Source organism: Acinetobacter brisouisimilis (genome assembly GCF_000368265.1).
Taxonomy (GTDB): Bacteria; Pseudomonadota; Gammaproteobacteria; order Pseudomonadales; family Moraxellaceae; genus Acinetobacter.
The window spans coordinates 80921-105440 of record NZ_KB851213.1; the positions used below are offsets into that span (position 1 = coordinate 80921).

At 37.4% G+C, this 24520-nt stretch carries 18 protein-coding genes and 4 pseudogenes; 7 read left to right on the forward strand and 15 right to left on the reverse strand.

Annotated elements, in window-relative coordinates; translation table 11 throughout:
• Positions 1–244: 244 nt before the first annotated feature.
• A pseudogene (locus F975_RS15660) lies at positions 245–373 on the forward strand (IS5/IS1182 family transposase); the annotation flags it as partial.
• A gap of 98 nt (positions 374–471) precedes the next feature.
• Here the strand turns inward: F975_RS15660 and F975_RS00735 are convergent.
• On the reverse strand, positions 472–852 hold the full coding sequence (locus F975_RS00735; protein ID WP_004749387.1) for a hypothetical protein: 381 nt from the start codon (positions 850–852) through the stop codon (positions 472–474).
• A 728-nt stretch (positions 853–1580) separates the two neighbouring features.
• Between F975_RS00735 and F975_RS00740 the strand changes: the two genes are divergently transcribed.
• From F975_RS00740 to F975_RS00755, 4 genes are all read left to right on the forward strand, one after another.
• Complete coding sequence (locus F975_RS00740) at positions 1581–1946, forward strand: hypothetical protein (protein WP_228127392.1); 366 nt, start codon at positions 1581–1583, stop codon at positions 1944–1946.
• Between the two features lie 127 nt (positions 1947–2073).
• Positions 2074–4476, forward strand: coding sequence for a TonB-dependent receptor (locus F975_RS00745; protein WP_004749390.1), 2403 nt, complete (start codon positions 2074–2076; stop codon positions 4474–4476).
• A gap of 530 nt (positions 4477–5006) precedes the next feature.
• Positions 5007–5678 carry an ABC transporter ATP-binding protein gene (locus tag F975_RS00750; protein ID WP_004749392.1) on the forward strand — a complete coding sequence of 224 codons (672 nt, stop codon included), beginning with the start codon at positions 5007–5009 and terminating at the stop codon, positions 5676–5678.
• Positions 5675–6475, forward strand: a complete 801-nt coding sequence (locus F975_RS00755) for an ABC transporter permease (RefSeq protein ID WP_004749393.1) — start codon at positions 5675–5677, stop codon at positions 6473–6475. The genes F975_RS00750 and F975_RS00755 overlap by 4 nt, the downstream gene beginning before the upstream one ends.
• 97 nt (positions 6476–6572) lie before the next feature.
• Here F975_RS00755 and F975_RS16155 read toward each other — a convergent pair whose 3' ends face one another.
• The 12 genes and pseudogenes from F975_RS16155 to F975_RS00805 form a co-directional block, all read right to left on the reverse strand.
• On the reverse strand, positions 6573–6803 hold the full coding sequence (locus tag F975_RS16155; protein WP_131390296.1) for a DinB family protein: 231 nt from the start codon (positions 6801–6803) through the stop codon (positions 6573–6575).
• Positions 6794–7744 (reverse strand): annotated as a pseudogene (locus F975_RS00760) (IS5 family transposase). The gene F975_RS16155 and the pseudogene F975_RS00760 overlap by 10 nt, the downstream one beginning before the upstream one ends.
• A 191-nt stretch (positions 7745–7935) precedes the next feature.
• On the reverse strand, positions 7936–8802 hold the full coding sequence (locus tag F975_RS00765) for a transporter (protein WP_004749398.1): 867 nt from the start codon (positions 8800–8802) through the stop codon (positions 7936–7938).
• A 392-nt stretch (positions 8803–9194) separates the two neighbouring features.
• Positions 9195–9947 carry an ABC transporter ATP-binding protein gene (locus tag F975_RS00770; protein ID WP_034425419.1) on the reverse strand — a complete coding sequence of 251 codons (753 nt, stop codon included), beginning with the start codon at positions 9945–9947 and terminating at the stop codon, positions 9195–9197.
• Between the two features lie 148 nt (positions 9948–10095).
• Positions 10096–11502, reverse strand: a complete 1407-nt coding sequence (locus tag F975_RS00775) for an ABC transporter substrate-binding protein (RefSeq protein ID WP_004749400.1) — start codon at positions 11500–11502, stop codon at positions 10096–10098.
• A gap of 33 nt (positions 11503–11535) precedes the next feature.
• Complete coding sequence (locus tag F975_RS00780) at positions 11536–12606, reverse strand: branched-chain amino acid ABC transporter permease (protein WP_004749401.1); 1071 nt, start codon at positions 12604–12606, stop codon at positions 11536–11538.
• Between the two features lie 2 nt (positions 12607–12608).
• Entirely contained in the window at positions 12609–13490 is an 882-nt protein-coding gene (locus tag F975_RS00785; RefSeq protein ID WP_004749402.1) for a branched-chain amino acid ABC transporter permease, read from the reverse strand.
• 38 nt (positions 13491–13528) lie between these two features.
• Positions 13529–14323 (reverse strand): ABC transporter ATP-binding protein, encoded by a 795-nt coding sequence (locus F975_RS00790; RefSeq protein WP_004749403.1) that lies wholly within the window; start codon positions 14321–14323, stop codon positions 13529–13531.
• Entirely contained in the window at positions 14320–15507 is a 1188-nt protein-coding gene (locus tag F975_RS00795; protein WP_004749404.1) for an AMP-binding protein, read from the reverse strand. The genes F975_RS00790 and F975_RS00795 overlap by 4 nt, the downstream gene beginning before the upstream one ends.
• Before the next feature lie 420 nt (positions 15508–15927).
• Positions 15928–16047, reverse strand: a pseudogene (locus F975_RS15670) (IS5/IS1182 family transposase); the annotation flags it as partial.
• Positions 16048–16162: 115 nt separating this feature from the next.
• The gene (gene chrA, locus F975_RS00800) at positions 16163–17521 is read right to left on the reverse strand and encodes a chromate efflux transporter (RefSeq protein WP_004749405.1); all 1359 of its coding nucleotides are present in this window, start codon (positions 17519–17521) and stop codon (positions 16163–16165) included.
• Positions 17518–18444, reverse strand: coding sequence for a chromate resistance protein ChrB domain-containing protein (locus F975_RS00805; RefSeq protein ID WP_004749407.1), 927 nt, complete (start codon positions 18442–18444; stop codon positions 17518–17520). Before F975_RS00805 ends, chrA begins: the two co-directional genes overlap by 4 nt.
• A 377-nt stretch (positions 18445–18821) precedes the next feature.
• Between F975_RS00805 and F975_RS00810 the strand changes: the two genes are divergently transcribed.
• Positions 18822–19433, forward strand: a complete 612-nt coding sequence (locus F975_RS00810; RefSeq protein WP_004749409.1) for an SOS response-associated peptidase family protein — start codon at positions 18822–18824, stop codon at positions 19431–19433.
• Positions 19434–19474: 41 nt separating this feature from the next.
• A pseudogene (locus F975_RS15885) lies at positions 19475–19549 on the forward strand (IS6 family transposase); the annotation flags it as partial.
• 71 nt (positions 19550–19620) lie between these two features.
• Here the strand turns inward: F975_RS15885 and F975_RS00815 are convergent.
• Positions 19621–20184 carry a recombinase family protein gene (locus tag F975_RS00815; RefSeq protein WP_004749410.1) on the reverse strand — a complete coding sequence of 188 codons (564 nt, stop codon included), beginning with the start codon at positions 20182–20184 and terminating at the stop codon, positions 19621–19623.
• 211 nt (positions 20185–20395) lie between these two features.
• Positions 20396–24520, reverse strand: a 4125-nt coding sequence (locus tag F975_RS00820; protein ID WP_004749411.1) for a putative Ig domain-containing protein, incomplete at its 5' end; no start/stop codon positions are given.

Here is a 24520-nt window from a genome sequence, read left to right on the forward strand (position 1 = left end):
TCCCATCCATCTCAATTTGGAATGTGTTTCAAAACATTAGAGTTAGCATAAACTGCCATATTGAACCTCAAAATCTTGAAATAGAATATTTTATGAGCTTTGTATAAATAAATTTATATTTCAATACTATAAGTAATTCACAGCAACATATATAGTGTCGTTTTAATAATTTGCATAAGAGGTTTTATGTTAAATTATGAGTTCACAATATTGGTTGCCATGATACTTTTTTATAAAAATGAGAGTCCAACTATTAGGAAATAAACTCAGTGCGAGGAACTTTTCAAGCCAAGTGAATGAGATTCATGTATGTGTAGCAGTCTTAAATAAATTTACAGAATTAGGCCGACCCTATACCCAAGTTTTAACCTAAATTTGAATAATTACGACATAGCTTCAACTTTTAAATTTTTGTACAATAAGGTCCATAAAAAGAGGAAGTTAGACCTTCCTCTTTCACTGTGCTTTATATTAGTTTTCTTGTAATGTTTTTTCTTGAAGGGGTTCTTCCCTTAAAGTTAAAGCTTTCTTACTAGGGATAAATTTTGAAATTTGAAATGCTATAGTTAACATTGCGCAAAAGACTCCAAATAAACTCCAACCTAAAGCTCTTTTCACAACAGTATGGTCCGCAGCCCCAGAATCAAAGGACACCCCAAAAAACATCACAAACATGAGTGGGGTTAAGAACAACATAATGATGGTAAATCGTGACCAAAAGGTTGCGCGGACTATATCTCCACATAAATCAACTAATAAGTCTTTTAAAACGGTTGTAATCACAAAAGCAGTAGCACCGCTCACTAACAATGTAATAATAATTTCAATAATAAAACGTGTTAAAACACCCATTGCCTTTCCCCCATTATTTATTCAATTTTCACTACTGTTACATTACATATGTAATGTATTAAAGACATCAAAGAAATTAAATTTTTCGGATTAATTTGAAGAATTTCTAAAATTACCATAATACTGCTTATACGAAATCTCTTGTTTTATTCTTTTTAATTCAATATTTTATACAAGACCTTTGCAGATCTCAGCACACTGCAACGGCTTTTACTTGATTCTTCACGTTCCACGCCTAATATTTGAGCATTGTTCCACATTTTTGGTTAGACTCTCTTATCAATCTTACCTAAAGTATTAGTCTATGCAAGAATGGAGAGGTAACTGACGAATTTGGATTGCCACTACTCTCTATCAAAGTTCATACATCAACTTATTTTCTAAAAAAATTAATTATTTTAATGTACTTAATCTATGCAAATTATCCGATGAACATGTATATTGCACAGCAGAATTTAACCCTCGTATCTCAAGCAGTTCGATGATCAACTTTTATATCTAGTGTATCAAAGATAAATGTGATGAGCTTTGGGTTAAATACAGTGGCTTTATGATGCCATATTGTTGTTTCTATTCAGAAATGATTATTTCTTATTAGTAACATGGATGATGACTAACTCGATATCTCGCTCATGCTCCGATCTTTTTCCCAACAACAAACAAAGCATACTAGGATTGCGATAATTGCTCTCTTTTGTCTTTGTTGGCATTTACTGCTACCAACCATCATGAATCTTGGTTGGGCACCTGCAGTTTATGGAATGTCTGAGCATTGTCATATGCTTGCTGGGCAAACAATGGACATGCCTCAAGCAGAGATGAGTCAATATCATCATAAAGGTCATATACTTGCTCAAAAGCAAGAACAGTCTGATAGCACAGAAAAAATTGCAGAGAAGATCATGAAAGACTGCCCATTGTGTTCGCATGGGTTAAGTGGAGGTCTCTTGGTCTTATTTTCTGGGATTTGCCTATTATTCATTCTGGTTTTGCTCAAGCAGCTAAGTACTTATATTGTTTCTAGATATCAGATCCAGTTTTACTGGCGTGCTGATTACTATATTCCTCCTCCGCAAGCCCCTCCTATCCCATAAAAATATTTAAATTCAGTTTATTCATTTAATTTCCATATCATGAACAATGAATGAAAGGCTTTTTTGCCTCTCAATTTTTCATTTCGTCATGGTGCGGATAGCTCTATAAGTATTTTTTGGAATATATATGTTTCACTTGCCTTTAAGCACATCAATGCCATTATTTCGTTTAACAGCATTAACTCTTGCTTGTATGACAGCATCTACTGTCATGGCAGCGTCTACAGATCAACAAGCAAATTCAACATCATCAAAGACTGAGAGTGATCTTCCTACAATTGTCGTGAGTGCATCCGCTCATAAAAAAGGCGTGCATTCTGACTCGGAAACAGTGAAAAGTTTTCCTGCAAGTGTGGCAACAGTGACCAAAAAAGAGTCCGAAACCACAACCAATGTCATGAATACAGAGGACATGGTGAAATATTTACCTGATCTTCTGGTCAGAAAACGTTACATTGGCGATACTCAAGCACCGATAGCAACCCGTACAACTGGTGTTAATGCTAGTGCGCGAAGCTTGATTTTTGCAGATGGCGTATTGTTATCAACCTTAATTAATAACAATAACGGCAATGGTTCACCCCAGTGGTTTATGGTGTCGCCTGAAGAAATTAGCCAAATCAATGTTTTGTATGGACCTTATTCTGCTGCTTATGCAGGAAATTCCTATGGTGCTGTCATTGACATCACAACACGTATGCCAGATAAATTCGAAGCAACGGCAACCATGCGTGGTGCGATTCAAGATTTCAAGTTGTATGACACTAAAGATCACTTTGGTTCTGGTGAGCTGAGTACCACACTGGGTGACCGTAATGGTAATTTCTCTTGGTGGTTGAGTGCCAATCATTTAGACAGCTCAAGTCAACCCCTCACTTTTGCGACAACGAGCCAATCAACAACTCATGCAACCACTCAACCCGTGATTAATGGGGCAATTGCAGGAGAAAATCGGACTGGAAGTCCAATCCAGATTTTAGGTGCAGGAAATATTACCCATACCATTCAGGATAATGTCAAATTAAAACTGGCTTATGATTTTAGCCCGACTTTAAGTGCCAATTATGTTGTTGGTTTTTGGCGAAATGATGCAGATGCCCATTCAATGAGTTATCTCAGCAGTGCTGCTGATCAATCGGCATATTATGGAGCGACCTCTGGTAAAGTAAATATTGGAGGATATGCATACAATGCCAGCACGATTGCAGGACAATTTTCCCGAAATGATGTCTCTCAACAGCATTTAATGCAAAGCCTCACCCTGAAAAGTAAGCCGTCAGATGGATTGAATTGGGAAGTTGTTGCCAGTCATTTTGATTATTTACAAGATTTAACTCGCCTTTCTAATGGTCCTTATGCAACTTCACAATCAGGTGGGCTAGGGCAAATCACCGATGCCAGTGGTACAGGTTGGTCAACTCTTGATTTAAAAAGCTCGTATCATTTTCAAAATGATCTGCTATCCGCTCATACTCTAAGTGGTGGTCTACATGGGGACTGGTATCGACTAAATAGTCAGACCTATAGTGCCAGTGATTGGCTTGGCTCAAAAGATGCATTAACCAGTGCTTCTCAAGGTAAAACCCAAACCACGGCTGCATGGCTACAAGACGTCTGGATGATTACACCGAAAGTTAAAGCGACAATCGGGGGACGCTATGAAGACTGGCAGGCAACCAATGGATATAATTTGTCCACAGCAAACAGTAAACTCTTTTCTGTCAATCAACCTAATGAAGACAAAACAGGCTTTTCGCCTAAAGCCTCTGTAGCATGGTCATTTGTACCGAACTGGACACTGACAGCTTCATCTGGCAAAGCACTACGTTTCCCAACGGTTGGTGAGCTTTATCAAAATGTACAAACTGGGACAACTTATACGCAAGCCAACCCAAATTTAAAGCCTGAAAATGTACTTTCGCATGAGTTAGCTCTTGCTCGCGAAACAGATGATAGCTCAATGCGTTTATCTATTTTTCAGGAACGTGTCAAAGATGCTTTGATTTCACAAACTGCAATGATTTCAGGTTATGCAACGCCTGTTTCATATACCCAAAATATAGACAAAACCCGCCAACGGGGGATTGAATTTACTGCGGCAAAACAGAATGCACTTATTGATCGTTTAGACTTGTCTGGAAGTATCAGTTATGTCGATGCCACAATTTTGGAAAACGGTAGTTATGTTCCAACGATTGCAGGTGCAACTTCGGTGGGTAAACATACACCATACATTCCAGCTTGGCGTGCCACTTTAGTTGGAACCTATCACATTAGCCATGAATGGAGTTTTACGACTGCTGGAAGATATATTGGTCGACAATATGCAACGGTAGACAATACTGATACGTTCCCTAAAACTTATCAGGGCTTTCAACCTTTTTTTGTCATGGATGTTCGCACCAATTATCAGTTAAATCATAATTGGAGTGCGGCTGCTGGGATTGATAATTTAAATAATTCTAAATATTTTTTATATCATCCATTTCCTGAACGAACTTTCTATGCGGAAGTGAAATATACATATTAGAAATTGATATTCAATTATTTTATTAATTTATCCAGAAGCCTAGCTTTAATCGCTGGGCTTTTTAGTGGTTCTGATGATCTGCTTTAGCTTGCCATGATCACATTCGATCACATTCGATCACGTTAGGTCAAATCTATGAAGAGACTGTCGTTGACATAATTTTGATGAGCCAAAAAATCAGTGTGACTTCTGGAACCTTGTTTGCGAGGACTTTGATAGGTTTAGAGTCAAAGTTTTGGGTTGAGATTTGCAAAGATGGCTCCATCAGTTGTGATGCCATTAGTATGAACAGTGAAACTTAGTACAGACATAGGACAAAAAATTTGAAAAGATCCGACTTAGTAATCTGAAAGAATTCCAACTTAAAAGACACAATTGCTTTAATTTTTCTAGTAGCTATGTATTATTTTCGCTATTGGTTTGCACCATTTTCGAGTATTTCTAGCCTAATCAGTCAAGGACTGACCTAAACTTTATCAAACAATAAATCGAACTAATAATCAAAAATACAGAAATACAAGAGAAAAGGGGTGTACCCTTTTGTCTTGTATTTCTGTCCAGCACATAATTTTGGAGAAGAAAAAATTACGACATCAGTTTGCCCATTACTTTCAGTACAAAATCTTCAATCAGATTATGCTGGGCCTTTTACATTTGACCTTGCCCAAGGAGAATGTATTGCCATTTTAGGCACATCTGGTTCAGGAAAAAGTGTTTTGCTACGCATGATCGCAGATCTTGAGCCAAATTGTGGTGATGTCTTTTTAAATGGCGTGAACCGATCAAGTTGGTTGGCACCAGAATGGCGACATCAGGTTGTTTATCAAGCAGCAGAGCCAGCATGGTGGGAATCTACAGCTGGCAAGCATTTTTTTAACAAAGATCAAAATGCTGTTTTAGAATTATTATCGCGACTGAATCTTTCGCGAGAATTACTCGAAACAGATATCACTCGCCTTTCTACTGGAGAAAGGCAAAGATTGGCATTGGTTCGTTCATTGCTTAACCAACCCAAAGTTCTCCTTCTTGATGAACCTACATCTGCTTTAGATCATGCTTCTATGCAAGCCGTCGAGGTGCTACTCAGTGAAGAGCTTCAAAAAGGACTAGGCATTGTACTTGTTACACATTCTACAGAACTTGCAAAACATCTAAGTCATCGAATTTTACACATAGAAAAAGGGAAATTTGGATCGTTATGACTCTGATACATCTCCAACCCCTTGATTTGGGAATAGCTGCCTCATTAGTACTGTTAAATGCTGCTATTTCAATGGTGTTAGGTTTGCATATTCACCGCCAGATATTATGGTCCGCAATCCGAATGGTTGTACAATTAGCATTAGTCGGTTTTGTGCTACGAATTGCTTTCAACCTAAATTCTCCCTTCTTTATTCTCTGCCTGATTATTTTAATGATTACGGCTACTGCACGGGAAATCGCGGTTAGACCCCTTTATAGACCTAAAGGATTGGTCATTTACCAAATTTCTGCTGTTGTTGTGAGTTTCTCAACAATGGCGATTGTATTACTTGCATTATGGACCGCAATACGTCCAACGCCTTGGTATGATCCTCACTATGCTATTCCATTGGTGGGAATTGTATTAGGGAGTATTCTAAATTCTGCCAGTTTGGGGCTTGATACATTTTTTTCAGGCGTTACGAATGGACGTGCAGCAATTGACGCTCAGCTTGCGCTTGGTGCTAAGTTCCATCAAGCATTGATGCCCCATATCAGAGATTCCATTCGTAAGGGGCTCATTCCAATCATCAATCAAATGTCAGCAGCAGGAATTATTACCTTACCGGGGATTATGACTGGACAAATACTGGCTGGTGTTGATCCTATAGAAGCTGTTAAGTATCAAATATTACTTATGTTTTTACTTACTGGTGGAAGTTGTATTTCAGCTGTAGCGTCTGTATATTTTGCATCTTGGACCATCACTGATGAACGGCAAAGGCTCAGAATTGATCGCCTGTCCAAACATCGATAAATTGCATACATGGTTGATTCTGCAAAATATGATCTTATGCTGCCTTAATTACACTAGCCAATTCAGCAATCCACTATAGTATGCATTTTTCGATGACTTATCCTATCAACTCCACCGTACCTAGGGCATCTGTCGACAACACATCATAAGGATAAATCCTTTGCTGGCGCATGAGTAAATCAATTTGACCAAGGTGATAAGTATGGTGTGTGAGTGTCATCCATAGAAATCTCATTACAGTATAAGTACAACCATCCCAAGAAACTGTTTTATGCAGTTGTTCAGGTTTGATCGTTTTTAATTCATTCAGTGCAGCCTCTATTTCGATACGATAAAATTCACCTGCATCCGTATCTGCAGTCTACCTAACTCCGTGAATTTATTTAATACTACAATTCGAGCATGAATATCATTGACTTGACTTTGGAAATTCCGTGTACTTAATTTTTCCCCCAATAATTTGATGCAATGCATCTTGGTTTCCACCAAACTTCGACGATGATAGCCCGACCATTTTTTCCATATAGTTCTGCCTAAATGTTTAACGGTTTGAAGTAACTCATTTCATTCTACTGAACTGCTTTTAGAATCTTTCCAGAGCTTAGCATTCTTTCTGGGTGGAATGATTGCATGTGACTGCCGATCAGCAATCACTTGTCGGCAGTATTTTGTGTCATAGGCCCCATCCGTATAGATCGAGTCAATTCGCTCTTCTTCTGGGATCTGCTTGAGTAAATCGCCAAGCACTTGTGAATCACTGACATTGTTTGTAGTGAGTTGAACAGCCCGTATTTGTAGCGTTTCAGCATCGATCCCAATATGTAGTTTTCTCCATTGGCGATGGTATTCAGCCTGATGTTTCTTACATTTCCATTCGCCTTCGCCTAAAAATTTGAAACCAGTAGAGTCGACGAGTAAATGTAATCCATGACGACTTTTCTGATAACGAATCGCAATATCAATAGTCTTTTGTCTGCGACAGAGGGTCGAATAATCTGGTGCTGTCCAACTCAAACCACAAAGTTTAATCAGGCTTTGAACAAAGCCAGTAACCATACGTAAAGAGAGCTGGAATAAAGATTTGATTATCAAGCAACATTGAATTGCAGTATCGGAATAAGTGGGGTTTCTGCCTTGTTTACCTTTTAGTGGCGCATACCGTTGAGTATTAGAATCAAACCAAATTGAGATATTTCCTCAATGAATTAAAGCTTGGTTGTACGCTTGCCAGTTGGAAGTACGATAGATTTTAGGTGTAGGCCTATTCATTTGAGCATTATATTGCTGAATAAATCCTTAACGATAGGTTTGTGCAACAAAGCCTATTGTGAGCATATTAATATGCTCTTTATTCTTGGCTTATACTTATTTCTACTGCATTTATTCAATATCTTGTTATGTTTTTGGTCAACACAAGTTTAATTTAGGCAGGTCAATCTGACTTGACCTGCCTAAAGAGATTAAAATACTTTTAATAATCGAACATTAATACGATTATTTTCTTTAAAACCGTTTTCAACGGCAAGATCACGCCCATACGCTAAAATCACATTGGTGCTTGCGGTTGGTGAATATGCTGTCCCTACCCAAAACTTTGTTTGCTGATAACTTTGTGTCTTAATACCATTTTTCTTGGTATCTCCTGCATCAGTATAAGACAGCCCTGCTCGTAGATCCAAGCGATCATTAATAAAATAACGAGTATTGGTTTGCAGTTGATAACCCGTATTCTGCTTTAAAGTTCCTCCACCAACGGCATCATTATTTTGACCATAAAAAATAATATCGGCGGCCGCATCCCACGCCCATTTATCGGTCAAGCGTTGACTATATGCAGCCTGAAGATCAAGTTTGTAACGGTTCTCACCAAAATTTAAAGCATCATGTTTATCATAATTACCTGTTGGTAAATACAAATAAGGGGTAAGCCCAAAATAAGTCTTATGCTCTGGGTTATTAAGCAACCACACAGGGGCAGCCAAAATAATATCTCCTAGCCCACTGGCTGAACCCAATGCAGAAATATCACCTTTTGCTTTTAATTCACCAAATGGCAATAAAATTTGTGGAGCAACACGTAAACCTGCAATATCGGTATAATGCACAAAACGAGCAATCCCAACATTTGAATCCAGTTTAGGATCACCTGACAATTTGTCACTTCCTGCATAGAGCGCATCGCGACTTGCAGATTGTAAATACAGCAAAGCTAGATTTGTCCCCGCTGGAGCAACATCATAATCACCCGCATCCAAATCTACTGCCTTCGCTTGTGATGCAAAAGCTACTAATAATATTGCCGTTGTTATTTTCAAATTAAATTTCACTGTTAATAATCCTGAACTCAAAAGTTTATTATTTAAAATAGTCAGTGACTATTTTGGATAATCAACCTATTGCAAAGCTAATGCCAAAATTTAAGTTATTGTTTTTATTATTTTATTTTTTAAAAATAAGAATTAATGATGTAAATCAAACAATCTTAAAGCTAGGAATCAAACAATATGTTTATTTTTAAACATCGTATATTTATTCAAAAATAAAGCCATTCTCTTTTTAATAGAAAAACCCTGTAATATATACAGGGTTGAGCAATAATTTTTTTTTAGAATATTCTGCATCTTCTTTGTTTTTTCTTGAGCAAAATTGAAATATTGTTCAAGAAAACATTATAAGAAAAATAAAATAGACCGATGAAATAAACCTAATATTGATAAAGTTATATAGTGGAAGTTGACTGCCCTAGATAAACATTCTGAATCACACCAGTTTGATAAAGTGCCTGAGTTTGACCAAAGCTGTTGACTTGACCGTTTTCAAGCAAATATGCATCATCCGTATACTTGTATGCTAATTCAATATTTTGTTCTGCAACTAAAAAACTTAATTTCTCTTCTCGACGTAAACGAGCAATCAGTTCAAAAATTTCATAACTTATTTTTGGCGCAAGCCCCATTGAAGGTTCATCTAACAAAATAAGTTGTGGTTTGGTCATCAACGCCCGACCTATTGCCAGCATTTGCTGTTCACCTCCAGAGGTATAGCCTGCAAGCGTATTCTTTTTTTCTAGCAACCTTGGAAAGTAACTGTAAATTTTATCAAGCTGCTGTTTTAATAACGACGCAGATGCATGATGTAAAAAACCTCCTGTGCGCAGGTTTTCATCTACGGTTAAATTGGCAAATATATGTCGCCCTTCAAGAACTTGCACCAAACCTTTTTTCACAACCTCACTTGGATTTTGCCCAAGAATTGATTGTCCTTGATAAACAATATCTCCGCGATTGATCTGACCATTTTCGGCATAAACCAGTTGCGATATCGCTTTTAACGTCGTACTTTTGCCAGCCCCATTGGCACCAAGTAATGCAACGATTGCACCCTCTGGAACAGATAGGCTAACCTGCCTAACTGCCAGAATGCTTTTGTCATAGACCACTTCAATATTTTTGACATCAAGCAATGTAGCCATTGAGTCTCCCCTACAAGCTAAGTGATGATTGATATACGCTGCCATATTCCAATGACCTCAGCGTATGCTGTTTATACAGCCATATAACTGGCGACGAGATAAACAACATACACTTCTACATCAGATATGATCAGGCATGAGTCTCAGGTTATTGCTCAGCAGCACAATTACGTGGAGTAATACCTTGTTCTTTTGCATATTTATGTGAAGACTCTTCAATAATCGGGCGTAACAATTGACGATCTGCCTGAACCCAATCACTGATAACCTTCCATTCTTTACCATCCCATTGCTGGAAGCGCACAGCTCCACCACCTTCATGATCGGCACATGACAGTTTCAGTGGTTGCACCAAACCTAACGCACCCAATGCTTTTAAACGGGTATTATCAAGATTTAAATGCTCAAAGCCCCAGCGAACTTCTTCACCCGTCAACGGGCGATGGCCAAATTTTTCCTGTGCTACGCGTACCGCTTCAACATTTAAAATCCCGTTTACAACCCCAAGATTATAATAAACGGTTCCAAAACGCTTTGTATCCGCAAGGTCAGATTGCCCCTGATCGATGACATATTTTTTAATTTCCTGTAACACAGGGAAATTTGCACCTGATGGATGAGTCGTAATCGAAATAAAACCTTTTGCAGCATCTCCTGCTGGAGCTGCATCTTCTTCAGAATTTGACCAAATATTGCCAATCACTTTATTGGTTGGATAACCTACTTTTTGTGCTGTTTTTAATGCAACAGGATTCATCACACCCCAGCCACGTAAAATTACCCAGTCAGGATTAATCTGTTTAATCTTCAGCCACTGTGACTGCTGTTCATTTCCAGGGTGTGGCACTTCAATATTGGTTACGCTAAAACCATATTTTTTAGATAAAATTTCAATGACTGGAATCGTTTCTTTACCATATGGAGAACCATGATATAGCACCACAAGTTTTTTAGATTTCAAGTGATCCAGACCACCACTTTGCTGCGCAATATAGTTAATAATTGCAGAAACTTCGCTATATGGATTCAGCTGCAATGGAAATACATAAGGGAAAACACTGCCATCTGTAGAATCAGTACGACCATGATTAATCGTAATCAGTGGTAATTTATCTTTGGTTGATCGCTCCAAAGTGGCATATGCGATGCCCACAGAAAGCGGGTTAGTTGCCGCAGCAGGCGCACCATTTAAACCTTTTTTCAAACGTTCATAGCACTCAACGCCTTTTTCAACGACATATTCTGTTTCACACTCTGACCAGACTAGCTTGACGCCATTTACACCACCCGTCGCATTAATATATTTCATATAGTCAATAAAACCGCCAAAGAATCCCGTACCACCAGCAGCATATGGCCCGACACGGTAACTCTGTAATGGAAAATACTGTGCGCGGCTATCGGATAGTTTGGCAGATTCAGCTGTTGCTGGTTGAGTTTGACTTGTAACTGCCTGCTGAGTTGACTGCTTTTTGTTAGTGGTTAAAAATACGATTAGTACTAAAATTAGCCCTATAAGTATCAACCAAAACCATAAAGATTTGATAAATTTCATTTTGCCCTCAAGATTAAATGTTAGATTTTTGGATTAATAACGTAATGGCCATTTTCTTATTCGCTGATATGCCATACTGAACAGGCGAATTAAGCCCTCAGGTTCTTTGATCAAGAAATAAATAATGAGTCCACCAAAAATAATTTTTTGCAGATTTTGCAAAAGTGCCTGATCCAGACTATGACCAAACAATAAAGTCCCCAAAATGCTTAAAGCTATTGGCAATAAAACAATAAATGCAGCCCCGAGGAAACTCCCTGCCAGACTTCCCAAACCGCCGATAATAATAATAAAAAGAATTTGAAATGAACGACTTAGGTCAAGACCATCTGCCTCAATCGTTCCAAGATAAGCAAATGCCCAAAGTGAACCTGCAACCCCTAAATAAAATGAGCTCAAGGCAAATGCAATTAACTTGGCTTTCCCCACAGATATGCCAATCGTTGTTGCAGCAGTTTCCATATCACGCACAGCTCGAAATGCACGCCCATATTGACTGTTGAGGACATTACGCGCCAATAGTGTCAGTAAAACCACGACACTCAGCGTCAGTAAATAATGACCAACAGGGCTATTCAAAGAAACCCCTGCAATCTGTAATGGCGGTGCAGTAATGACACCCGATGAATTCTCATGGGTAAACCAACTGTATTGAGTAAATAACCACGGCACAAAAAACTGGGCAGCCAAGGTAGAAACAATGAGATAAAAACCTTTAATTCTCAAACTTGGCAAACCCACCAATATGCCAAAAATACTTGCAATCACACCGCCTAAGACAAGGTTGAGTAACAATGGAAATTGAGGAATACGCAATTCAAGGTTGTAAGTTGCAAATGCACCTACTGCCATAAATGCAGCCGAACCTAAAGATAATTGTCCTGCATAACCTGTCAGGATATTTAGCCCTAAACCTGCTAATGCTAAAACCAGAAAAGGCACTAAAATGGCATTAAATAAATATTCAGAACCCACAAAAGGCACAAACAAAAATGCAACCAAGAGCGTAAACCAAAATAAAATTCGATGTTCTTTGAGGATAAAAAGACGTTTTTCATCCTGATAATTTTGAACAAATTGTCTTGCCTGTGAAAATAGAAACATGGCTAGACCCTCGTAACATTTTGCTGACCAAACAAACCTGTTGGTCGAATCATTAGGAATAATGTTGCAAGCAAATAGGGAAACCAGTTCTCAATTCCAGAACCAATAATTCCGCCTAAATAAATCTCAGCCAGTTTCTCTGTTGCTCCAATTACAAGACCACCGATAATCGCACCTGTAATAGAAGTGAACCCACCAATAATCAATACAGGTAAAGCCTTAAGCACAACGAGAGATAACGAAAACTGTACCCCCAAACGCGCGCCCCAAAGCAACCCCGCCACCAGTGCCACAAAACCTGCAACTGCCCAGACCAAAATCCAGATATGATTAAGTTTGATGCCGACTGATTGTGCAGCCAACGGATCATCTGCCACTGCACGCAGTGCAATACCAAAACGAGTCTTACTAAATAACAAGGACAGGATGAGTACCAAGCTACCTGCAATTATTGTTGCAAATAGATCAAATTTGCTCAGTGAAACACCATGAAAATGAATTGGCGAGTCAGAAATCCCCAAGTCCAAACCATGAACTTGTGTCCCCCATAACATTTGTGCCAGACCCTCAATGATATAACTCAAACCCAGCGTAGCCATAAACAAAGTAATGACCGAGCGATTAATCAAATGTCTGAGAATCAAGGCATCTATCAGTAGCACCAAAACAAAAATGACAAATAAGGTGATAGCAAATGCCACCACAAATGGCACTCCACGCTCAACCAAGTTGACAAAGGTCAATGCAGAGAACAACACCAAAGCGCCTTGCGCAAAGTTAAATACGCCAGAAGCGCGATAAATCAATACAAAGCCAATGGCGACAAGGGAATAATCACCCCCTGCGAGCGTTCCACCCAAAAGCACATCCAGAAAAAACGACATATTCAACCTCTAAATACTTTTCAGTTTTTTAATTGTTTTCAACCAACATGCAGCAAATTTGAACCGAGATATGCACTTAATACTTCAGGGTGTGCCTGTATGTCTTGTGCAGTTCCATCAGCAATTTTTTTCCCATAATCCAGCACCACAATATGATCAGATATCTGCATTACCACCCCGATATCATGTTCAATCATCAACACCGTAATGCCCAAGCGTTGATTTATCTTTTGAATAAATCGGGCAATACTCTGTTTTTCCTCATGATTCATTCCAGCCATAGGTTCATCTAGCAACAATAATTTCGGCTCTGATGCAAGTGCTCTTGCCAGTTCGACCCGCTTTTGCAACCCATAAGGCAATGTACTCACAATGCTATGCCGATATCTTTCAAGCTTTAAAAGCTTAAGCAACACTTCAACCTGATCACGTTGTTGATTTTCATATTTTTTCTGTTGAGGTAAGTTAAGTAATACCGCCAAAAAAGAGGACTGGCTTTTGAGTATTCGCCCCGTCAGAACATTGTCCAAAACTGACATATTTTTAAATAAAGCGAGATTTTGAAAGGTACGTGCAATACCTAAATGTGGTGCTTGTGTTGCCGAATACCCCGACAGCATTTGACCAGAAAAAATAATTTTCCCTCGCTGAGGTTGATAAAGACCATTAATGATATTAATTACAGAGCTTTTGCCCGCTCCATTTGGGCCAATCAAGCTACAAATTTCTCCCTTGCTTACGGAAAAACTTAAGTTCTTGAGAACCGATGACTTTCCAAAGGCCAGATCAATTTCTTTTAATTCCAATAATGCTTGAGCATCAACCAATGTCATGAAATTGCTCCTAATCCATCAATTTTTACAGGCTCAAGACCCATAGACGTTAATCTTTCTGCGAGATTTGACCGACTATGCCAAACTGGATCAGATTCCCAAAAACACAAATTGATTCGCAGTGCCGCATAAAATGCCTGTGCCGCATCAGAAACAGGATCACCAATAACAACTGCTGTTTTCAAATAAGAAAACCCATACTCTTCCAAAATGACTTGGCGAAAACAACCTAGTACCCATTTCTCTGACCAAGAAAGAGCTTGCCCCTGATCTTGTGTATTGAATATCCGCTGAAAAATTCGAGAATAAATAGATCGTTCTGATGGAAGTCGCTGTAATATCAAGTGATACAGCTGCTCATAATCAAATTGAGTTCCAAATAACACCGTAGGTGCGATCACCTGCTGATCCTGATCAAGCGTTTCCAATGTCTCTGGAAGATTCAAAGTAAAACCGACATACAACCAAACTGACCAGACATAGCGCATTTGCTGTACATTTCCAAATGCGCTTGCAATAGATGCTTGCTCCAAACTATCTAGCTGATATAACTGTGCCATTTGCTGTGCCTGAGCAATCAATTCCTGATGACGATAGGACACTTGCAAATGTTCAGACTCAGAAAATCGTTCAAAACTAAATGCAATCTGCTGGTTTTCAAATAAAAGATTTTCGAATTTAATCTGATTCTGATCTTGATGTTTTGCCAATAGTTGATGGCTGGAAACTATATGTTCATATTCGGGCGGAGTCAGATGATTCTGTTGCAGATAAAAAATATAAAGCGGTAAATCTTCAAATTGCTGCAATGGGATTAATTGTTCTAAATGTTCCACCACAGCGTAATCTGGCCGCAATTGCTGAAAATACTGTAAAATTTGTTCAGATGTTAAAGTATCCAGATCAGTGTCAACGAACTGAATTTTTCCTCCTAAGGCCTGTACAGCAAGACTTATGGCAATTACATCAATATTCAGCTGACTCAGTAGCAAAATCGATTGGTTTTTTTTAAAGCCATACCCGTGCAATGCATTAGCATAGTGTTCACTTATTTCAAGTACATCGTGCCATGACCATGTATGCCATAAGCCGAACTGCTTTTGCCGTATTGCAACCTGTTTAGGTTTCTGCTGAGCGTGACTCAACAGCAAACTTACAAAATGCTGAAACGATGAATTTGACATACCAAGTCTTTTCCTCCTGATTCATGTGATTCCTTTGCACTCTATTGCACAAGGGAACATAAGCCTTAATCAGAAGGATTTATAACAATTAGTATGCCAAGTATTATTTTGTTTAAAATCAAATACTTATTAAGGTAAGAATGCAATATGTTGAGATTACAACAAATACAGTCAAACATCGTGTTGAAAATCAAACAGAATTGTGAAAAATCAACAGTCGCAGGAAAAATTTAAGCCTGATTATGCAAATGAAAATTTGATTATTTATTGATTAAGTTATTAGTTTTAATTCTAAGAGGCTTTGTTGCACAAACCTATCGTTAAGGATTTATTAAGCAATATAATGCTCAAATGAATAAACCTACACAGGCTTTGTTCTATAAACATTCAAAAGCTGAGTTTTCCCCAAACCATTCGAATTTAAGTGACAACTTGGGTGTGAGGTCTACCTAATTCCGTAAATCTATTCAGGACTGCCACACGTGCGTGAATTTCATTGACCTGACTTTGAAAGTTCCTTGTGTTGAATTTCTCTCCTAACGACCATTATGTTAAATTGGTGAAATATTCTTTAATAATTTTTTATCTGAAAGAATATATTTGAGTAATTTAAAAAAAGCATGGTTTTTTTATCCATGCTTTTAATGCTCATTTTTTATAGTATAAGTTTAATCGTTAAGCCCACTAAGGCAGAGCCGATGATGACTCTGAGCACACTTTGATTGAACTTAAATAATGCAGCTACAGCAAAAATAGCAATGATGGCAGAGATATAATTAAAATTTCCTTCAAAACCCTTTGGCCAAAGCACGTGGTAACATAAAAAGAGTGCCAAATTTAAAATTACACCTACCACGGCAGCGGTAATGGCTGTTAAAGGGGCTGTGAATTTAATTTGATTGTGTGTGGACTCTATAATAGGTGCTCCTGCTAAGATGAAGAAAAATGAGAAAATAAAGGTGAACCACGTGACAATGATTGCACCTAATGCACCTGCAATAAATTGATGTTCAGCACCAAGGAGTGAGTGGTTATAGGCAGCTAAGAAACCTACAAAAGCCACCACTATGATCAATGGACCAGGAGTACTTTCACCTAAAGCTAAGCCATCGATCATTTGAGTTGGAGTTAGCCAGTGATAGAAACCAACCGCCCCCTGATACACATAAGGGAGAACTGCATAAGCACCACCGAATGTTAGCAATGCCGCTTTAGTAAAAAACCAAGCCAGTTGAGTATAAGAATGACTCCATCCTAAAACTGCTGTTAAAGAAGCCAGTGGAATTACCCATAAAAGCGCTGCGATTACAGTTATTTTTATAAGATGAGACCATTTAAAAATAGCATGTTCAGGTGTAGGGGTATCGTCATCAATAATTGCACGTCCATAAGATTTTTGAGTGGACTGATGCGTACTTACAATAAATAAATCAGGATGCTTCTTACCAACCAGATAACCCAATATAGCTGCACATAAAACGATGAAAGGAAAAGGTATATTAAAAATAAATATCGCGAGGAAAGCGACAATCGCAATCCCCCATAGAAACTTATTCTTTAACGAACGGCTGCCAATACGATAAGTTGCATGGAATACAATTGCTGCAACTGCTGGTTTAATTCCATAAAATAAACCAGCAATGATGGGGACGTTTCCATATATCACATATATCACATAGATCCAAGAAAGCCCTATCAGGATAAAAAGAGATGGTAAAATAAATAAAACCCCTGCAATTATGCCCCCCTTGGTTTTATGCATTAACCATCCAATATAAGTTGCAAGTTGTTGAGCCTCTGGACCAGGTAAAAGCATGCAATAATTCAATGCATGCATAAAACGCTGTTCTGAAATCCATTTTTTTTCTTCAACTAATTCTTGGTGCATAACAGCGATTTGCCCAGCAGGGCCGCCAAAGCTAATAAATCCGAGCTTTAACCAAAATTTGAATGCTTGCCAAAAGCTGATAGATTCAATTTCTAGTTCCTCTACTAAAGATGGCTTATTATTCATACTAAACTCCTTTGAAAGTCTGCATATAAACCATCAAAAATATGGTTTGAAAGATGAAGTAATTGATCATCATCTGTGATCGTACTTCTTAGTCCTTGTAAAATTTTCTCAATTCCTAAAGCTTCGGCAGGCTCATTTCCTCCAACATCTAAAAAATGAACAATTTCAGCGATTTTATTTAAAGCAGGGTTTTGTAATTCAAAGCTATTTATCAAGACTTCAAAGGTGACAAGGTTATTGATATGCGTAAATTGGGCATGATCAAAATCAAAACCTAAAGCATCATTGGGGCAATCATTGGGATGCTCTAACCAAATAAATTTTGCCTGATGATCTACAAATTTTTGAATGATCCATGCAGATGCCAAACGGTCAACCCAAGGGCGTTTTCTGGTTGCCCAGATTTTATTTTGAAAGTCCTGTTTGAATAGGACATTTAATTGCTGTTCAAAATTATTAGGTTCATCATATTCATCTAATCGAGCAATCGCATGTTCCAATCGGGTTAATTCATTGAGTGTTTTGCTTTGATAAGTATTAGGTAAAAAATCAATTTCTATCAGTGAATTAAGAGTTTTTCTTAGTTTTCGAATCTGTTTGAGATGTTCCTTTTTTTTGTTTTCCTCAAGTGTATTTTGTATTTGTAAAATTTCGGTTCTGAGTTCTTCATATTCTCCAGTCCTGTCAAAAAGTTGAGCAAGGTTTAAAGTTGCAGGAGCTTCAGTCTGAAAGATATAAGCTTGACCATGTTCATTAAGATGATCATTAACAATAGACTCGAATTTTTCAGAATGTATTGCTGGTAATAGGTAGACTCCATCTCTCAAAGTTGCTGCACCATTTGACTTTAAAGAGCGCCAAATTCTCATTCTTGCAGTTGTACTTTGGCTGGGGAGAGATGAAATAAGTAATGATAATTTCATGTTATACACTTAACATATTTTGTTTAAAATATAACAATTACTTGTAATTAAAAATGGTTTTTATTGAATAAGGGTATGTGTAAAAGTAATAAAGATTCTTTCATATGAAATAGCAAACTCAAAAGACGTTTATAAAACCCGTAGTATGTAAAATAGGACTTTATAAACCTATGTGTTTAGGAAATACATATGGTTTGGCTTATTACTTATTACTAGGTACGCTATCACTGCTGGAATGGTTATACTTATCTCAGAAGTTGCTAAACGTAGTGATCGTTTAGGATGATTGATTGCAACCTTAATCACGTGTTGATGCTGTACAACAAGCTTTAAATGAGACATTTAAAGAATAATAATGAAAAATTAGGAGGTGTTCTATGTGTGCCAACTACGAACCCATTAGTCGTGATCGAGTCTATTTGCTGGATCTACTGGAACCCACCTTCCAATATCAGAATGACATCTATCCTGGTGGTGACTGCCCGCTTATTTTTTCCAATCAAGGGCATGTAGAATGGCGTGAAGTGAAATTTGGTCTTGTGCCCAAATGGGCAAAGGACTTAAAAATCTGTCGTCATACTTATAATGCACGGACTGAAACCGTAGATCAAAAACCTAGCTTTAGACATGCCTGGTTTAAAAATCAGTTTGCCCTGATTCCGGTGGAAACCATTTTCGAACCCAAATACATTGAGGGAAAATCACATTGGTATGGGATTAAACGCAAAGATGGACAGCCCTTCACTGTCGCTGCGCTTTATGAGAATGCTGTGATTGATGATCAGCAAGTTCGTTCCATGAGTATGCTAACCATTAATGCCGATCATCATCCTTTCATGTCTCAATTTCATAAGCCTGAAGATGAAAAGCGCTCGATTATTGTGATTCCAGAGCAATATCGGAAGGATTGGCTCAATTGTAGCCATGATGAAGCCCGTGACTTTTTCTTTGAGATGCAGGATGAATATATTGCTCTACCCAAAGACTAGGTATCTAAAAATTTAATGCAACTTTAATTATCCAAAATAATAAAGCACTTCCATACGTGGGTGCTTTGTCACGGTTAAAACGAGAAGGAAAATGTCCACCAGGCCTTGAGCACAGATAAATGAACTGCTCCTAGTATCCTAGACATGAAGTAGCCTCATTTTGACGCTTCTTCAGATGCTTCATTTTTTACTCCTTTGCCAAATACCGATAAACAGCCTGTCGGCTAATTCCAAAAGCCTTCCCCAAAGCAGCCTTCGAACTATATTTACCTTCTGCCCAAGCCTGACGTAAAGCATCCGCCTGATCAGATTTGAGTTTATGTACCCGACCTTTATATTTACCTTGAGCCGCTGCCAGCTTGATGCCTTCTTTTTGCCGTTCTAAAATAATTTCACGTTCAAACTGAGCAAAAGCTCCCATCAATTGCAACATCAGGTTATCCATCGGCGTGGCTTGGGCAGTAAAGGTAATTTTTTCTTTGATAAATTGAATTGCAATACCGCGCTTAACCAATTTGTCTACTTCTTCAACCAAGTCTTTAAGACTTCGAGCAAAACGATCCATGGAATGCACCACCACCATGTCCCCTTCCCGAACATAGTTCAACATTTCTTGAAATTTGGGGCGGTCGGTATTTTTACCTGAAGCCTTGTCTATGAACAGTCGGTCAGTTTCGATGCCTTCAAGTTGGCGTCCAGTATTTTGCTCGACTGAGCTGACTCGGACATAGCCGACTTTTTGACCTTTCATGCATTTCGCTCCAAATGGACTAAAAACAACCCAATTTGTCTATTATAGATAATAGATTTAAAAATAACATGTTATGTATGATCAAAAAACATTTAAAAGAGACATTGTTTGCTTGGATAAAAATATGTATCTTTAGGGTATACTCTAAAGTAACAATTATTGTAATAAAAAGGTCTGTAGCTATTTTTGAATAGCTACAGACCTTATAAGATTAGATGATAATTTGCTGATTATTTATTAAGTCATTGAGATTGGTATTTACATTATTTAATGTTAATAACAAGGTACTATTATAAAGTGTATCTCCACCATCTCGATCAATATAGAGTTGTGTATTATTGCCACTCACAACTGTCTTAATAAATGGTTCTAAGCTTACAGCACTAGAACTACTTGTATAGTTCACAAGTAAATCACCAATATCAATTTTATCTGCATTTAGATTAGTTGTAGTATTACCAACTGTGAAATCAGACCATGTATCACTGCCATTGCCACCCAATGCATCAGAATTCAATAATAATTGATAAATTAAGGTATCTGAACCAGTTCCACCAGTAAATTGGTCATTTCCAGCCATTCCATCTAAAATATCATTTCCAGCACCACCACTTAAAATATTATTAGCGCTATTGCCAATTAAGGTATTATTGAGTGTATTGCCTGTGGCATTAATTGCAGCGGATCCTGTTAAAGTTAGGTTTTCTAGATTATTTCCAAGAGTAAAGGTAACTGAGCTCAGAACTGTATCGATACCTTCGTTAGCATTTTCAGTAATGGCATCACCTGTACTATCTACAATGTAGGTATCATTTCCTGTACCACCAAGTAGTTTATCATTCCCCGCTCCACCATTAAGATAATCATCGCCTGCTCCGCCTGTTAAGGTATTCACAGCACTATTTCCAATTAAGATATTGTTTAATGCATTGCCTGTGGCATTAATTGCAGATGTTCCTGTTAAAGTTAGGTTTTCAACATTATTCCCCAATGTATATGTCACACTACTTTGAACAGTATCTATACCTTCATTCGGGTTTTCATTGACAATATCACCTGTATTGTCAACGATATAAGTGTCATCACCTTTACCACCATACATAATGTCACTTCCTGTACCACCATTTAAAGTATCGTTTCCAGATTGACCATATAAAGTGTCATTACCAGCCTGACCTGTAATCGTATCATTGCCAGAGCCACCATATAATGTATCTGCGCTACTTGTACCATTTATGGTCAAATTTTGAATCGTAAAACTAAGCTTAAATATATCTGAAACAGTTTGATTTGATGTATCTTTTGCTGTGATTTTAATATTTAAAGCGGGTGAATTTTCTGGTGATGTTCCACTCAAAGTTCGTGTTGTTGCATTAAAACTTAACCATGTAGGTAAAGCACTACCATCTTCTAAGGTTGCAGAATAGCTGAGTGTATCGCCATCGGCATCTGTAAATGCATTTGAAGCAACGGTATAACTAAAAGCCTTGGCATCTGTAAAATTCTGATCGGCGATTGAGTTGGCAACAACAGGGGCATGATTTGGTAAGTTGATCTTAAGTGTAAATGAAGTACCTGTACCATAACCATACATATCTGTACCCCAATAAAAGAAACTCAAATTCCCTGAAATACTAGAGGGAGGTGTACCTATTAAGGTTTGAGTCGCAGCATCAAACGTCAACCAAGATGGTAATGCCTGATACTGACCAGAGCTGTCTTTTGTTGTTAAAGTAATTTTATAATTTAAATAATCCCAGCTATCTTGATCAACAATCACATTATTTGCAAACTTATAGCTAAAGTTAGCACCTTGATTAGCATTAATTGTTGGGATCGCTGCATTTACCGTAGGTGCATGATTTGTTGCAGCCCGATTAACCAATGCATCAATGTCTGCTGTCGTCCATGTTGTACCTGAATCAAAAATAATTTGATCAACTTTATATGATGTCGTAGCAGTATCTGCAATATTATAATTATACAGCCAAATATGATCACTACTATTCTTAAAGCTTAAATAAACACTATTCCCTTGTTTCTGAGCAAATACATCACTACTAGCATAACCTTCGAGTTTAATAGTGTTAACAGCATCAATATTATCTTCAAAGTTATAGGTGTCTGTACCACCACCTTTGGCAAAGACATAAGTATCATTACCATCTAAACCATCAATATAATTATCTTGGTTATTGCCAATAATAATATTATCAAGATCATTACCAAATGCTGTTTTAGCATTTCCTTTTAATACTAAATTTTCAATATTATTTTCTAGCTGCTTATGACTATTACTTAATACAAGTTTACCATTTTCATCATAAGCAATATATCGAGAATCTTGCCAACGCTCAATTGTATCAACACCTGAATTTTCATTTTCAATAACCTGATCACCTTCTTGAATATAACTATTTCCGAATTCATCAACCATTACTGTATCCGTTGTATCAACAACATAATAGTCATCCCCTAAACCACCTTCCATGTAGTCACTTCCCATACGACCATCAAGGATATTATTACCCTCATTTCCTATAAGGTTATTATTAAAGTCATCGCCATAAGCATTGAGATTCTGATCTCCCAACAGGGTAACTGCTTCAAAATTATTTAAAGCCAGATCAAAATCTTGTGCAATATAAATTGTATCATAGCCACCATTAGGGTCATTTTCTTCATAAGTATCGAATTCATCGACTATAAATATATCATCACCCATGTCTCCAACTAAGTGATCAATACCGTCTCCACCATCTAAATATGCTCCTTGATCACCTGCAATTAAAGTATCATTTCCTTCATCACCAAAGAGTTGACCAGACCCAGTTAAAATATCATCCCCATCTCCACCATAAACTTGAGCCAATTGATATTTTATATAAACCTGATCATTTCCATTTCCAGCATAAATAAAATCATTTGGATAATAGTTATTATGATTGATTATATTTGGGTTATAATTATAGATAATATCATTTCCAGAACCACCATATATTTCATCTTTAGCTAATATATCTTGACTAATAATATAATCATTTCCATTTCCAGCATAAACTAGACTTTCACCTAGGCCAGTATCAATATGATCATTACCGTCTCCAGCATAAATAGTATCTAGCCCAAGTCGACTGATTCCATATATGGTATCATCTGAAGCTGAATAGGTTATTTTTGCATTAGCAACTGCCTCTATCAATGTATTCAGTTTTGTTTGTGTATTTAAATACTCAACTGTGCTACTCGAATTATTATTTGGATTAAAAACTGAATATGTATATGACCCTATAGTTAGATCAAACTGTACTATTTTTTGAAAATCCGCCTGAGTATATATATTGTTAAATTCAAAATAGGTATCATTTCCTTGTTTAAATTTTAAATTTCCACTATTAATATCATAATCAATAGACAGTATATTTTTATTTTCAGTACTATATTTATAGACAAAACTTTGATTATATGAATTAATTAACTCAGAATCTTTAACATTCGTTTTTTCTATAATAGTATCACCATTAAACTTAAAATAACTATCTTTTCCACTAATGTAAATATTTCCACTAAAGTCAACGTCTTGGATTAAAACATTTCTGGATGAGAAAATTCCATATTGATCATAGCCTTGCCCTCCATCAAGCAGGCTACCTTTTAAGGATGTTACAAAAAGATTATCATTTCCTTCACCACCATATAAATAGCTATATGTATTACCAGCGCTAAGAATATCATTCCCTTCCTTGCCAGTAAGTTCATTCGAAAAATTCAAGATGGCTGTTAAAGTATCATCTCCTGATGTTCCTGATTGTTTAATTAAAATTTCTGACTTGATACGACTTGAATCCCAAATAGCATTATCAAATTGAATACTTTGAAGGTTATCTCTATTCATAAAATCAGTGACTGTAATATACTGATTTGATGAGTAATAGATATATAAATCACTCCCGGAAATATTTAACTTCACTGAATCTGACGAAATCCCTTTAAGCTGAATATTACTTTTATCCAAGTCATCAATAATGTCTAGGCCACTCGCTAAATCAAAGACATAAGTATCTAAACCAGCACCACCCTGTAGCAAATCATTACCTGACCCACCATCTAAAATATCATTTCCATCGTTACCTAAAAGCTGATCATCGCCAGCTCCACCAAATAGTTGGTCATCTCCAGCACCACCATTTAATTTATCAGTACCTGCTCCACCATAAAGCTGATCATTTCCGACTCCGCCATAAAGCTGGTCGTTTCCATCCTCTCCAAAGAGTTGGTCATCTCCAGTACCACCATTTAATTCATCATGACCTGTTCCACCGTAAAGCTGGTCGTT